The following is a 14,170-nucleotide window of genomic DNA, read 5'->3' as shown; positions in this document are numbered from 1 at the left end:
AGGCAAAAATCTGAAATCAAAAATCGTTAATCTTCAATCGTTAATCAAATGAAATTAAAGTTTTACATATTTTTATTTTTACTTACTTCGACTGTTTTCGCTCAGCAAAAACAAGTTGAAACAAGCATTGATACTACAAAAAATAAAATTGGAGCCGAATTTAAGCTGACTCTTAAAACAACTGTAAATTCGAATTCGAAAGTAGTTTTTCCTAAACTGAAAAGAATTGGCGCATTAGAAGTAATTCAATCGTACCCAATTGATACTGTTAAGAAAAACGACACTTACGAGTTAATCAAAAAATATGGCTTAACACAATTTGATTCAGGAAAATATGTAATTCCGAGTGTTCAGATTCTAATCGACAAAAAGCCTTATTTATCAGATTCTATTAAAGTAGAAGTTGCCAATGTAAAAGTCGATACGCTGCAGCAAAAAATGTATGATATCAAAGACATTTCGACTGTTGACAATGGTATTGGCGATTGGTGGAAGTATATTTTAGCATTGATTATCATTTTAGGAATTGGTGCTTTTGTATATTGGTATGTTAAAAAACACCAGAAAAAGAAAATCGAAGAAGAAGTTTATAAAACTCCAATCGAAAAAGCGACTAGTTTATTAAACAATCTAGAGCAAAAGGAATTAGTTCAAAAAGGAGAGATTAAAGAATATTATAGTGAACTGACTGATATTGCCCGTAATTATATTGAAGAAGCCATTCATATTCCTGCAATGGAAAGTACAACTTCTGAATTAATTCAGGCAATTAGAACCGCTTCTACTAAAAAGAAAATGGCTTTAACGCCAGAAACGGTTGAAAATCTAGAACGTGTATTGCGTCAGGCCGATTTAGTAAAATTTGCAAAATCTAAACCACTGGATTTTGAAATTACAGATGACCGAAATAAAATTCAAAAAGTAATCCTAACACTGGATAATGCTATTCCGACAGAAGTTCCAGCTGAAGAAGAAGATCAATTATTAAACGAAGCTCAAAAACAAAAACAAATTAAGCTTCAATTAAAAAAACAAAGAAACAAACGTATTGCAATTGCTGCTGGTTCAGTTGTTTTTTTACTATTCGCAACAACCACTTTCTTTATTGCAACAAAAGGATTCGCATACGTAAAAGACAACATTATTGGACATCCGTCTAAAGAATTGTTAGAAGGCGAATGGGTAAAAAGTGAGTACGGAAATCCGGGTGTGATTATTGAAACTCCAAAGGTTTTAAAACGTATGGATGCTTTAAAAGCACTTCCGAAAGAAACTATGGCTTTGATAAAAGAAATGCAGCTTTTTGCGTATGGCAGTATGATTGATAATTTTTATGTTGCTGTTTCTACAACTCAATTTAAAACACCAACTGAAATCGATTTATCAAAAGCTTTAGAAGGAAGTTTAAAAGTTATTGAACTTCAAGGAGGTCAAAACATCATCGTTAAGCAAGAAGATTTCCAAACCAATCAAGGAATTCAAGGCGTAAAAGGTTACGGAACAATGAGTATTTTAAATCCGTCGACTAAAACAAGTACAAAAGCATATTACGAAATCCTGTTGTTTAAACAAGATCAAGGATTACAACAGATAGTTATTTTACACGAGGAGGGCGATACGTATGCTAACGATATCACAACCCGAATTTTAAATTCTGTTGAACTTAAAAAGGCAAGTAACTAATGAATAATAAGATCACTTTTTTAAATCCAGAATTTTTTTGGTTGTTTCTATTAATTCCAATCGCAATTGCTTGGTTTTTTTGGAAAAGAAATCAGCAGTCGGCTACATTAAAAATGAGTTCGACAGCAGGTTTTAAAAACAGCGAATCGTTATTAACAAAATTAAAACCTTTTCTATACGTTTTTAGAATCATTGCTTTATGTTCTTTAATTATTGCTCTTGCAAGACCAAGAACAGTAGATATTAGCAATCAAACAAAAACGACAAAAGGAATTGATATTGTAATGGCAATTGACGTATCTGGAAGTATGCTTGCAAAAGATTTAAAGCCAAACCGTATGGAAGCTTTAAAAAGAGTTGCCGCAGATTTTGTTCAAGAAAGACCAAACGACAGAATTGGTTTAGTTTTATATGCTTCTGAAGCGTATACTAAAACACCTGTTACAAGCGACAAACCAATTATTCTTGAAGCAATAAAAGGAATTCGATATGACACCGTTCTTCAAGACGGAACTGGAATTGGAATGGGTTTAGCAACGGCTGTAAATCGTCTTAAAGACAGTAAAGCAAAAAGCAGAGTTGTTATTTTAATGACTGATGGTGTTAATAATGCAGGTTTTATTGAACCTGAAACTGCTGCAGATATTGCCAAACAATATGGCATAAAAGTATATACGATTGGTATTGGAACAAACGGAATGGCGGAATCTCCTTATGCTTACGCACCAAACGGAGGTTTTTTATTCAAAATGCAAAAGGTTGAAATCGACGAAAGATTAATGAAAAATATCGCTCGAAAAACCGATGGAACTTATTTTAGAGCAACAAGCAACGACAAGTTAGCCGAAATATACAATGCAATTAATAAATTAGAAACAACAGAAATCCAAGAATTAAAATTCTATGATTACGACGAAAAATACAGAGGTTTTGTTTTACTAGCGGCCTTTTTACTATTGTTAGAAGTTGGCTTAAGAAACACGGTTTATAGAAGCTTTATTTAATTTGAAAAAATTAAAAAATTTCAAATAATAAAATTTCAAATAACAAATTGAAATTTGGAATTTTTAGAATTGGATTTTAAAGACATTTATGGAATTAGACGAAAAAAAATATTTATATCTCTTATTACTGCTCCCAATTGTGGCGTGTATATTTCTTTTCAATATGTATTGGAAAAGAAAAAAACAACTTGAGTTTGGTGATTTAGAAATGGTAAAAAAATTAAGCCCGGAGCGATCTGTTTTTAAACCTGTATTAAAAATATCGATCTTGCTTTTGGCATTAGCGTTTTTAATTATTGGTTTGGTAAATCCAAAAATAGGAACCAAAATGGAAACCGTAAAACGCGAAGGTATTGATATTGTTTTTGCGGTTGACGTTTCTAAAAGTATGCTTGCAGAAGACGTTGCTCCAAATCGTTTAGACAAAAGTAAACAACTCGTTTCGCAGATTATTAATTCTCTAGGAAACGACAGAATAGGTATTGTTGCTTACGCAGGAAGCGCCTTCCCAGTTTTGCCAATCACATCTGATTACAGCGTTGCAAAAATGTTCTTGCAAAGTATGAGCCCGGATATGGTTTCATCACAAGGAACATCTCTTGACGAAGCAATTCGTTTATCAGCTAAATATTTTGATGAAAAGAGCAAAACCAGCAAGCTTTTGATTTTAATTTCTGATGGTGAAGATCATTCAGAAGGAGCGTCGCTTGCTGCTGAAGAAGCCAACAAAATAGGAATGAAAATTATTACTGTTGGTGTTGGAACAGAAAAAGGAGGAACAATTCCGTTAAAAGAAAACGGCGTAGTTCGCAGTTATCAAAAAGATCAAAACGGAGAAACTGTTATTACTAAACTTAACCAAGAAGGCTTAAAAACTATTGCAAAAGCAACAAAAGGAGGTTATGTTTACGGCGGTAATACTAAAGAGGTTTTAGAATATATCAAGAATGCTTTAAATAACATTCAAAAAACAGAGTTTGAATCTACCCAAATGGCCGATTTTCAATCACAATTTCAATGGTTCATCGGATTTGCTTTCTTATTATTGTTTATCGATATTTTCCTTTTAGAAAGAAAAACCAATTGGATTAAAGAGTTGAATTTATTTAACGAAAAAAAATAAAGATTCCGCTTAAAACTCGGAACAAAAAATAAAAACATTAGAATGAAAAATTTACTTCTTTATATTTTACTAACGTTTTCTTTGGCAGTTTCTGCTCAGGAAAAAGATAAAACATTGCCTAGTGCCAATGAGGAATATAAGCAGAATAAATTTGTTGATGCCGAAGCTAATTATAGAATCTCTGCCTCAAAATTTCCTAAACGCGCAGCAGCTCCTTATAATCTTGGAAACTCGATTTACAAACAAAATCAAGTTTCTGAAGCTAAATACGCTTTTGCGAATGCTATAAAAAATGCTAAAACGAGACCAGAAAAACATAAAGCTTTTCATAATCTTGGAAACGTTTTTATGAAAGAGAAAAATTATACGCAGGCGGTCGAAGCTTACAAAGAAGCTTTACGCAACGATCCTACAGATGATGAAACGCGTTATAATTATGCATTAGCAAAACAAAAATTAAAAGAAAATCCTCCTAAAAACGATAAGAACAAAGACAAGGATAAGGATAAAAAGAACGACAAAAAAGACGATCAAAAGAAAGACGGCGATAATAAAGACAAAAAAGACGGCAAAGACGATCAGAAAAAAGACGATAAAGGAGATAAAGACAAGGATAAAAAAGACGGCAAAAACGATCCGAAGAAAGATGACAAATCTGACAATAACGGGGAGCCAAAACCAATGCCTGGGGGAATCTCAAAAGAACGTGTTCAAAATTTATTAGATGCTGTAAACAATGAAGAAAAGAAAATTCAAGATAAAGTTAACGCACAAAAAGTAAAATCAAATCCTAAAAAACCAGAGAAAGACTGGTAAAATTTTTAGTTCAATCGTTTAATCGTCGAATCGTTTTATAATAAAACGGGCAAACGAATAAACAATTTAACAGTTAAACCAACAACGATTAAAAAATTAAATGAAAAGATATTTAATTCTATTACTATTCACTTTTCAAGGGCTTTTGGCTCAAGTTCAATTTGAAGCCAGAGTAAGCAAAAATACACTTGGACTAAACGAAAGACTTCGCGTTGATTTCATCATGAATGTTGACGGAGATAATTTCGACCAGCCTTCTTTTGACGGTTTTAAACTTGTTGCAGGACCCAGCCAGCAAATAAGCCAATCGTGGGTAAATGGCCGAAGCTCTTTTCAAAAAATATACTCTTACATTTTACAGCCGGCTCAAAAAGGATCAGTTATAATCAAGCAGGCTGCGATCGAATACAATGGGCAGATCTATAAAACTAACCCCATAAAAGTTACTGTAACCAATGCAGTTGCACAAGAAAGAGATCCTAACGACAGACCTCAAGGTTCTGGAAACGAATTGTTGCAATTAGTTGCGGAGACTTCTAAAACAAATCCGTACTTAAACGAACCAATAACTGTAGTTTATAAACTATATTTTAACGGAATTGGGGTTACTGGTTTTAAAGAAGTTGCAAAACCTAAATACAATGATTTCTGGAATCAGAATATCGAAGTTAAACAATTGGCAATTGAAGAAGGCAATTTTCAAGGACAAAGATGCTATTATGTTGTTTTAAAGAAAACCATTTTATATCCTCAAAAATCTGGAAAATTAACGATCGAACCTTTTTCATTAGATATTGGTGTTCAATTACCAACAAATCGTCGTGACATGTTTGGTCAGATGATTATAACTGAAGATAATAAAATTGTATCTGCGGGAGCAAGAACTATTAATGTAAAACCACTTCCTGAAACTGGAAAACCCGAAAGCTTTACTGGTGCAGTTGGTAAATTTAATTTTACAGTTACCCCAACAAAAACCACTTTAAAAAGTGGCGAAAGTCTTGATTTAATTGTAAGCGCGACCGGAAACGGAAACATGAAATTGTTTACACTGCCAAAACCAGTTGTGCCAAACGCATTAGAGATGTACGACCCGGTTCATGATGAAAATGTTTCAACAGCATTATCTGGCATGTCTGGAAGAATAACAGACAAATACACCATAGTTCCTCAATACAAAGGAAAATATGCTATTAAACCAATGTCATTCTCTTATTTCGATCTTAGTTCTGGTTCGTATCGAACAATAACGACAAAAGAGATTATGATTGATGTTTTAGACGGCCCAACATTAGCCGAAGCAAATCCATCGACAGCTTCTAAAAATGTTATTGCAGAAAAAGAGCAATTTAAATACAACAAAACAAAAACCATACTAGTACCAATTGCTAAGAATGATTTTTACGGTTCAAACTTGTATTATACTTTGTTGTTCCTCCCTTTTGCTATTATACCAATTATTATTCTTGCTAAGAAAAGAAAAGAAGCAATCGATGGCGACGTAACAGGAAACAGAATTAGAATGAACAATAAGCTTGCTAAAAAGTACTTATCGCAAGCCAAGAAACAGCTTAACAATAAAGAAGCTTTCTATATCGCATTAGAAAAAGCAATGCATAATTTCTTAAAGGCTAAACTGCATATTGAAACCTCAGAAATGAGCAAAGCCAATATTCAAGAATTGCTTTTATCTAGAAATGCAAACCCAGAAGCCGTTCAAGATTTTATTAACTTGACCGAAAACTGTGAATTTGCACGTTATGCGCCAGCATCAAGCGCTTCTATCCAGCAGGATTATGATAAAGCTGTTTTAATTATTTCGGCACTAGAAAAGCAGATTGTTTAAATATAACATCAAACTCGAGAGGTTTTAAAACCAACTCATGTTCAAAGAAAATAAAAATGAAAAATATAGTATATCTCTTTTTATTAATCACGCAGGTCTTTTTTGCTCAAAGCGCCTTTGACAAAGGAAATGCTTTGTACCAAAAGGGAGAATATCAGCAGGCTGCAGATGTTTTCGAAAATATAGTTAAAGAAGACAAACAAGAATCGGCAGAGGTTTATTATAATCTTGCAAATTGTTATTATAAACTAAATAAAGTTGCACCTTCTATTTATAATTATGAGAAAGCACTATCATTAAATCCTAATCATCCTGAAGCTTTAAACAACTTAAAATTTGCTAAAAAAAGAACAATTGATGAGATTAAAGAAGTTCCAAAAGTAGGTTTCGCAAAACTGATTCAAAACTTTACCGGAATTTTTGACTATGATACTTGGGCAAAAATTTCTGTTGTCATTTCATTTGTATTCCTGCTATGTTTCATTGGATATTACTTTTCGCAGCTTACCATTAGTAAAAGAATCTATTTTATCGGAATGTTTATTCTTTTAGTTACATTGCTTCTAAGCGTTTCAGCAGGAATGTCTGAGAAGAATCACTTTGACAACGATCGTCCGGCAATTGTTTTTGCAGAATTAAGCGAAGTTCGAAGCGAGCCACAAAAAGCAGGTTCTCCAGTAATTTTACTGCATGAAGGAGCAAAAGTTTATGTGATCGAAACTGTTGGAAAATGGAAAAAAATAGAATTAACAGACGGTCAAGAAGGCTGGATTGATGCTTCGACTATCAAGGAAGTGAAGTAACAGTTTTAAAATTTAAATATAAAATCCCAAACTCCAATTGTTATTAACTTGGAATTTGGGATTTTCATTTTATACTAAAATGATTAACAAAAACATAATTCAATCTCTGGATCAAACGCTATCGTATTGCAAAGACACATTGTGGTACGTCGCTACAAAAAATTATAAACCTTATCAGGTGTCACACAATAATCCAATCTCACATCAGATTCAAAAACATCATCAATCTGATCTGCTGCTTCAAAGAACGAAAGTCCTATTTTAATCGTATCAGGTTTACAATCTGCAAGGAATTTATCATAAAAACCTTTTCCATAGCCAATTCGATTTCCAAAATTATCAAAAGCTAAAAGCGGTACAAAAACCACATCAATAGTTTGAGTAGGAACCTCAAGTCCGTTTACAGGTTCGGGAATATTATATTCGTTTTTTTTAATTTTGGTATTATCCGTCAATAAAAAATGAGTCATTCCTCGGGTTTCAAAATCACTTTTAGAAATCACAATTTCCTTGTCTTTTCCCGAAAGTAAATGCAGAATAAATTCAGTATCAACTTCTTTATGTTCTACTATTGGAAGAAAAACATGATAATATGTTTTATCCCAAATAGGCAATTGGATTAAATTATTGGCAATAGCCAGACTTTTTTCTTCAATATTATCTGCCGAAAGTTCTTTTCGAAGATTTTTATAATGTATGCGTAATTCCTTTTTATTCGTCGGCATTTTCAGGTAAAGTTTTAGACATATGATAAATAGCATCACCTTCGTATACAATTGGCGAATGATTAGCGTTTATAACAAACCCCTCGTGAGGTGCTTTTACCTTTTGCTCAAATTTACCAAACGGATCTGTAATTATCGCCAAAATTGTTCCCTTAGTCACAAACTTTCCAATCAAATTATAATCATGAAGCAAACCTGAGCATTTGGCTCTAAGCCAAACTGAATTTTTAATATAGATTGATGGTTCTTCGGCTTTTTCAACAATATGTTTAGAATCAAGCATTTTTAGATAATGCAAAAGACGCTTCACTCCCATTACTCCTTCATTTGCAATTGCATCGTTTATATCCAGCGATTTTCCGCCTTCAAAAAGCAGCATTTTAATATTGGCTTTTTCACACGTATTTCTAAAAGAACCATTGATATTTTTAGAATATAACGTAAAAGGCGCATTAAAAACATCTGCCAAAATTTTCAGCTCAGGATTATTCTGGGTAATTCTAATTTGAGGCGCATTAAAACGACTGGCACCGCCTGCATGAAAATCGACCGCATAATCAATAATAGGCAAAATTTCAGCTACAATATGATAGGCAAATCGGCTTGCGAGCGATCCTTTTTTACTTCCGGGGAAAACCCTGTTTAAATCCCTCCCATCAGGAAACTCACGAGATTTATTTACAAAACCATACATATTGATAATCGGAATACAAATAATGGTGCCTCTTGCTGGACGATTAATTTTTTTGCTGATAATCTGGCGGACAACTTCAACTCCATTTATTTCGTCGCCATGAATTCCTGCCGAAAATAAAACAACAGGCCCTTCTTGTTTTGAGCGACGAACAATAACAGGAATATTAAGTTTTGTGGTAGTGTGTAATCGAGCAATCTCAACATTTATGGTTCTGCTTTCTCCAGGTAGAATTGCTTCGCCAAAAATCACCAAAGGCTTACTATTTTTCATGTTTAATAATAAAAGCTAAATATAGAAATTATATTTTAAACTCGTTGAGTGTAATTATTTTCAACACATAGAAACATAGCTTTTACAATCGAAAATTAGGCGTTTCACTTTTTCTAAACACACATAATTGCGCTATGCGAAAGAAACATGTTTCTTTTTATCTCCTTTTCTAGGCATAAAATCTATGTTTCTATGTGTTAGATTATTTTTTGAACAATTACACTCAATGAGTTATTTTAAATTTATATCTTTGATTTTTAACACTTAAATTCTTAACATACAACCTATTCAAAACCTAAAAGAAGAAATGAAAAAAGTATTAGTTTTATTTAGTGCATTAGCCATATTGGTTTCCTGCCAGAGTAAAGAAGAGAAAATGAAAGAAGCAGAAGCTGATGGAAACGAAGCTGTTGCTGTTAAATCAAAATTAATTGACGGTGCTGGTAAGGCGCTTCAAGAAGAAGGAAAAGCTGCCGCTAAAAGCGCATCAAAAGGAATTGGCGATGTGATAAAAGGCATAAATTCAGGAATGAGCGAAAGTATCAACACTTCAAAAGTAATTTCTGATCCTGCCTTTAAAACCAGTTTTGAAGAATGTAAAGCGGAGAAAATTTACGCCTCTGAGAGTGATAAACAAAAGAAAGTAACGATTTATCTGATTGCTAAAAAAGACTTCAAAGGCGATATTTTACTAAAAGCCTTTGATGCCGATAAAAAAGAAATTGGCAGAAGTAAATTAGAAGTTTCCATCAAAAAAGATGACGCAAAATACGTAGACTTTTCATTTGATGAAAGAACGCATTTACTGCAAACAGAATATTTTACAATTAAGTAAAAATAACACCATAAAAAAAGCGTCCGTTTCTTAGAAAAAACGGGCGTTTTTTCTTTAAGAAAACTAAAAGAATTATTTAATTTGAACGCAAAAGTTTAAATTTGTTCTATGCAGACTCCTCTCGAACTTCAAATTCTAACTTTACCAGATAATCCGGGCGTTTATCAATATTATGATAAAGACGGAAAGATTTTATATGTTGGCAAAGCCAAAAACTTAAAAAAAAGAGTTTCATCCTATTTCAACAAAGTTCACGATACAGCCAAAACAAATGTTTTAGTAAAAAAAATCGTCACCATAAAGCATATTGTGGTTCCTACTGAAACCGATGCTCTTTTATTAGAAAATAATCTAATAAAAACATTACAGCCACGATATAACGTTTTGCTTCGTGATGACAAAAGTTATCCTTGGATTTGTATAAAAAGAGAACCTTTTTCGAGAATATTTTCGACTAGAAGAATGGTCAAAGACGGCTCAGAATATTTTGGCCCTTATACCAGTTTCAAAACAGTACACACTATTCTTGATCTAATCAAAGAATTGTATCCGCTTCGAACCTGCAATTACGACTTAAGCAAATCTAATATTGATTCTGGTAAATTTAAAGTCTGCCTTGAATATCATATTGGCAATTGCAAAGGGCCGTGCGAAGGTTTAGAATCATTAGAAGAATATCAAAAACAAGTCGATGCAATCCGCGAAATTCTAAAAGGAAATTTCAAAGAAAGCATCAAAGGTTTTAAACGATTAATGATTGAATATGCGCAAGAATTGCGTTTTGAAGAGGCACAAAAAATAAAAGAGAAAATAGAAGTTCTCGAAAATTATCAATCAAAATCGACAATTGTAAATCCAAAGATTACCAATATCGATGTATTTTCGATTGTGTCTGATGAAAGTGCCGCTTTTGTCAACTTTCTGCAAATTTCTCATGGATCGATTATTCGTTCGCACACTTTAGAAATGAAGAAGAAACTAGACGAAAGTGACGAAGAACTTCTAGAACTTGCCATTATTGAACTTCGGGAACGTTTTCAGCTTTTATCTAAAGAAGTAATTGTTCCTTTTGAAATAGATTTAGGCGAAAACATCAAAACAACAGTTCCACAGCTTGGCGATAAAAAGCAAATTTTAGATCTATCTATTCGTAATGCAAAATTTTACCGAATTGAACAATTAAAACAGCTTCAGATTGTAGACCCTGACAGACATACAAATCGAATCATGGCACAAATGCAGAAAGATTTGCGCCTTCCGTCAGAGCCGCGTCATATTGAATGTTTTGATAACTCGAATATTCAGGGAACAAATCCTGTTGCCGCCTGCGTCGTATTTAAAGACGGAAAACCAAGCAAGAAAGATTATCGCCATTTTAATGTAAAAACAGTCGAAGGTCCAGATGATTTTGCCTCAATGACTGAAATTGTATATCGCCGTTATAAAAGAGTATTAGAGGAAAATGAACCGCTGCCGCAATTAATTATTATTGACGGAGGAAAAGGTCAATTATCAGCAGCGTTAAAAAGCATTGATGAATTGGGTTTACGCGGAAAAGTTGCCATTATTGGTATTGCAAAACGCTTAGAAGAACTATTTTATCCCGGAGATTCAATTCCGTTGTATCTCGATAAAAAATCAGAAACACTTAAAGTAATTCAGCAATTACGAAACGAAGCGCATCGATTTGGAATTACTTTTCACAGAGACAAACGCAGCAAAGCAGCTCTTAATTCCTCAGTCGAAAGTATTCCGGGAATTGGCGAAAAAACTATGCTTACGTTAATACAACATTTTAAAAGTGTTAAAAGATTGAAATTAGCATCAGAAAAAGAAATATCTGCAGTTGTAGGGGTTTCTAAAGCCAAAAAAATTGTCGACTTTTACAAAACGAACTAGTAAATTCTTATGCGCCCAAACCAACTGTCAATTTTAAATACTCGGTCAAAAGTTTTTTTTTCCGATCCCAGAAAGGGAGCTTCTTGGGCCGCTCTTTTTTGGCAGGAAAAAACAATCTTTTCGTTTTCGCAGTTTTCTATTTTCAGCTTGCACATAACAGCATTACTTTTTACACTCTTGTTACTGACTCCGCAAAAATCTTTTTCACAGGAAAATAAAAGAGACAGTATTAAAAGACCAAAAATTGGATTGGTATTAAGCGGCGGCGGTGCCAAAGGTTTTGCACATATTGGAGTTTTAAAAGTGCTTGAAGAAGCTGGAATTAAAATTGATTATATTGGCGGAACCAGTATGGGATCTGTAATTGGCGGACTTTATGCTTCTGGCTACAATGCTTCGCAAATTGACTCGATTTTTAAACGAACTAATTTCGACGAACTAATAAATGATTATATTCCGCGTTCTTCAAAAAACTTCTACGGAAAGAAAAATGACGAATTGTACGCTATTGTTTTACCATTCAGTAATTTTAAAATAGGTATTCCTGAGGCACTTTCAAAAGGAATGTATAATTACAATTTACTAAGCAGTCTAACTCGAAATGTTCGTCACGTTCGCGACTTCAACAAACTTCCTACTCCGTTTTTATGTATTGGAACCAATATTGAAACCGGCGAAGAAGTATTACTTAACAAAGGAAATCTAGTGCAAGCCATGATGGCAAGTGCCGCTTTTCCATCGTTATTTACACCTGTTGAAATCGACGGAAATTTATTAGTAGACGGAGGTGTTGTAAACAATTATCCTATAAAAGAAGTTCGTAATCTTGGTGCAGACATTATTATTGGTGTCGATGTTCAGGATGATTTATTGAATAGAAAAAACCTAAAAAACGCAACTCGAATCTTGGTTCAGATCACCAATCTGCAATCTATTGAGAAAATGAAAAGTAAAGTAAAAGATACTGACATTTACATCAAACCAGACATTCGTGATTATGGCGTAATCTCTTTTGACAAAGGAGAAGAAATTATTCGAAAAGGAGAAGAAGCTTCTTTTGCTGTTTATGAAAAATTAAAATCGCTTGTAAACGAAGATAATTTTTATAAAAAACCGAAACTAAAAATTGCTTCGGATACACTTAAAATCGCAAAAATAAACAGTGACAATCTCGAAAATTATACCAAAGAATATATTCGAGGAAAACTTCGCTTCAAACCAGAAAGCACGATTACATATGCTGATCTTAAAACTGGAATCAACAACTTAAATGCAACTCAAAACTTTAGTACAATATCATACTGTTTAGAACCGAATGGAGAAAGCGACGACTTAGATCTTGTGCTTAAAGAAAACCCAACACAGACCTATTTAAAACTTGGTCTTCATTATGACGGCTTGTATAAAAGCGGCATATTATTGAATCTTACGCATAAAAAAACATTCTTAAAAAATGATGTTACTTCAATGGATATTATTTTAGGAGATAATTTTAGATATGATTTTAACTATTATGTCGAAAACGGTTTTAATATTAGTTTTGGATTTCGCTCTCGATTAAATCAATTTAATCGAAATGTAACGACCAATATAAGTACTTTAACAGCTCAAAATCCGAATGTAAACCTTATCAATGTCGACTTCATGGATCTAAGCAATCAAGCTTATTTTCAAACCATTTTTGTACAGAAATTTTTAATGGGCGGTGGACTTGAATATAAATATCTTAAAATAAGCTCCCCAACACTTGCAAATATTGACAATGTAATTGACAAAAGCAGTTATCTAAGTGCATTTGCCTACCTAAAATACGATTCATTTGATGACAAATATTACCCAAATTCAGGATTGTATTTCTCGACAGATCTCCAAACTTATTTAGCATCTTCAAATTATACTAATCTGTTTAAACCATTTTCGATGGCAAAAGCAGAGGTTTCATATGTAAACACTATATTCAAAAAGCTTACTTTTAAAATAGACGCCGATGCTGGTTTAACTTTTGGAAATGACAGCGTGCCTTTTTTCGATTATATTCTAGGAGGATATGGATATAACAAAATAAATAATTTCAATTATTTTTACGGTTATGACTTTCTGAGTATTGCAGGAAACAGCTTCATAAAAACGGGAATCACGCTTGATTATGAGATTTTCAAGAAAAATCACGTAAATCTTTCGGCCAATTATGCCAACTTAGGCGATGACATTTTTAGTACGGTCGATTGGATTTCAATGCCAAAATATTCTGGTTATGCTGTAGGTTATGGACTCGAAACGATTATTGGCCCAATCGAAATTAAACAATCCTGGTCGCCAGAAATGTCAAAGAGCTTCACTTGGTTTAGTATAGGTTTTTTATTTTAATTTCGATTTTTTCGAAATATTTTATGTTATAAATAATATAATATGTAATTTTGATCAATAAAAATTACGACATTTGTTATAATGAAAACTAAATGGACAGGT

At 33.0% G+C, this 14,170-nt stretch carries 11 protein-coding genes; 9 read left to right on the top strand and 2 right to left on the bottom strand.

What is annotated here, in order from left to right; genetic code table 11:
- The first annotated feature begins 48 nt into the window (after nucleotides 1–48).
- The 6 genes from ACHRVL_RS04505 to ACHRVL_RS04480 all read left to right on the top strand — a co-directional run bounded on the left by ACHRVL_RS04505 (nucleotide 49) and on the right by ACHRVL_RS04480 (nucleotide 7,275).
- Entirely contained in the window at nucleotides 49–1,683 is a 1,635-nt protein-coding gene (locus tag ACHRVL_RS04505; RefSeq protein ID WP_395410670.1) for a hypothetical protein, read from the top strand.
- Nucleotides 1,683–2,687: a VWA domain-containing protein gene (locus tag ACHRVL_RS04500; protein ID WP_395410669.1), complete on the top strand. Its 1,005-nt coding sequence runs from the start codon at nucleotides 1,683–1,685 to the stop codon at nucleotides 2,685–2,687. The genes ACHRVL_RS04505 and ACHRVL_RS04500 overlap by 1 nt, the downstream gene beginning before the upstream one ends.
- A gap of 88 nt (nucleotides 2,688–2,775) precedes the next feature.
- The gene (locus ACHRVL_RS04495; protein ID WP_089057117.1) at nucleotides 2,776–3,810 is read left to right on the top strand and encodes a VWA domain-containing protein; all 1,035 of its coding nucleotides are present in this window, start codon (nucleotides 2,776–2,778) and stop codon (nucleotides 3,808–3,810) included.
- Nucleotides 3,811–3,852: 42 nt separating this feature from the next.
- On the top strand, nucleotides 3,853–4,626 hold the full coding sequence (locus tag ACHRVL_RS04490) for a tetratricopeptide repeat protein (RefSeq protein WP_089053303.1): 774 nt from the start codon (nucleotides 3,853–3,855) through the stop codon (nucleotides 4,624–4,626).
- A gap of 100 nt (nucleotides 4,627–4,726) precedes the next feature.
- The gene (locus tag ACHRVL_RS04485; RefSeq protein ID WP_395410666.1) at nucleotides 4,727–6,472 is read left to right on the top strand and encodes a BatD family protein; all 1,746 of its coding nucleotides are present in this window, start codon (nucleotides 4,727–4,729) and stop codon (nucleotides 6,470–6,472) included.
- 56 nt (nucleotides 6,473–6,528) lie between these two features.
- Nucleotides 6,529–7,275: a tetratricopeptide repeat protein gene (locus tag ACHRVL_RS04480; RefSeq protein WP_395410665.1), complete on the top strand. Its 747-nt coding sequence runs from the start codon at nucleotides 6,529–6,531 to the stop codon at nucleotides 7,273–7,275.
- Between the two features lie 152 nt (nucleotides 7,276–7,427).
- Here ACHRVL_RS04480 and ACHRVL_RS04475 read toward each other — a convergent pair whose 3' ends face one another.
- Nucleotides 7,428–8,000, bottom strand: a complete 573-nt coding sequence (locus tag ACHRVL_RS04475; protein WP_395410663.1) for a 5-formyltetrahydrofolate cyclo-ligase — start codon at nucleotides 7,998–8,000, stop codon at nucleotides 7,428–7,430.
- Nucleotides 7,987–8,967, bottom strand: coding sequence for a succinylglutamate desuccinylase/aspartoacylase family protein (locus tag ACHRVL_RS04470; protein ID WP_395410660.1), 981 nt, complete (start codon nucleotides 8,965–8,967; stop codon nucleotides 7,987–7,989). Before ACHRVL_RS04470 ends, ACHRVL_RS04475 begins: the two co-directional genes overlap by 14 nt.
- Before the next feature lie 307 nt (nucleotides 8,968–9,274).
- Here ACHRVL_RS04470 and ACHRVL_RS04465 point away from each other — a divergent pair, with 307 nt between their 5' ends.
- The 3 genes from ACHRVL_RS04465 to ACHRVL_RS04455 all read left to right on the top strand — a co-directional run bounded on the left by ACHRVL_RS04465 (nucleotide 9,275) and on the right by ACHRVL_RS04455 (nucleotide 14,068).
- Complete coding sequence (locus ACHRVL_RS04465) at nucleotides 9,275–9,802, top strand: hypothetical protein (RefSeq protein WP_395410659.1); 528 nt, start codon at nucleotides 9,275–9,277, stop codon at nucleotides 9,800–9,802.
- A gap of 108 nt (nucleotides 9,803–9,910) precedes the next feature.
- Nucleotides 9,911–11,701: an excinuclease ABC subunit UvrC gene (gene uvrC, locus ACHRVL_RS04460; RefSeq protein ID WP_395410657.1), complete on the top strand. Its 1,791-nt coding sequence runs from the start codon at nucleotides 9,911–9,913 to the stop codon at nucleotides 11,699–11,701.
- Between the two features lie 177 nt (nucleotides 11,702–11,878).
- The gene (locus ACHRVL_RS04455) at nucleotides 11,879–14,068 is read left to right on the top strand and encodes a patatin-like phospholipase family protein (RefSeq protein WP_395410655.1); all 2,190 of its coding nucleotides are present in this window, start codon (nucleotides 11,879–11,881) and stop codon (nucleotides 14,066–14,068) included.
- Nucleotides 14,069–14,170 lie beyond the last annotated feature (102 nt).

Source organism: Flavobacterium sp. FlaQc-28 (genome assembly GCF_044007415.1).
In the GTDB taxonomy this organism is placed as follows: domain Bacteria; phylum Bacteroidota; class Bacteroidia; order Flavobacteriales; family Flavobacteriaceae; genus Flavobacterium.
The sequence above is the reverse complement of the archived record's forward strand: the minus strand, read 5'-3'. Positions and strand labels throughout refer to the sequence as shown.

Coding starts and splice junctions, on each gene's coding strand:
- ACHRVL_RS04505 (WP_395410670.1), top strand. CDS start 49: ATGAAATTAAAGTTTTACATATTTTTATTTTTACTTACTTCGACTGTT.
- ACHRVL_RS04500 (WP_395410669.1), top strand. CDS start 1,683: ATGAATAATAAGATCACTTTTTTAAATCCAGAATTTTTTTGGTTGTTT.
- ACHRVL_RS04495 (WP_089057117.1), top strand. CDS start 2,776: ATGGAATTAGACGAAAAAAAATATTTATATCTCTTATTACTGCTCCCA.
- ACHRVL_RS04490 (WP_089053303.1), top strand. CDS start 3,853: ATGAAAAATTTACTTCTTTATATTTTACTAACGTTTTCTTTGGCAGTT.
- ACHRVL_RS04485 (WP_395410666.1), top strand. CDS start 4,727: ATGAAAAGATATTTAATTCTATTACTATTCACTTTTCAAGGGCTTTTG.
- ACHRVL_RS04480 (WP_395410665.1), top strand. CDS start 6,529: ATGAAAAATATAGTATATCTCTTTTTATTAATCACGCAGGTCTTTTTT.
- ACHRVL_RS04475 (WP_395410663.1), bottom strand. CDS start 8,000: ATGCCGACGAATAAAAAGGAATTACGCATACATTATAAAAATCTTCGA.
- ACHRVL_RS04470 (WP_395410660.1), bottom strand. CDS start 8,967: ATGAAAAATAGTAAGCCTTTGGTGATTTTTGGCGAAGCAATTCTACCT.
- ACHRVL_RS04465 (WP_395410659.1), top strand. CDS start 9,275: ATGAAAAAAGTATTAGTTTTATTTAGTGCATTAGCCATATTGGTTTCC.
- uvrC (WP_395410657.1), top strand. CDS start 9,911: ATGCAGACTCCTCTCGAACTTCAAATTCTAACTTTACCAGATAATCCG.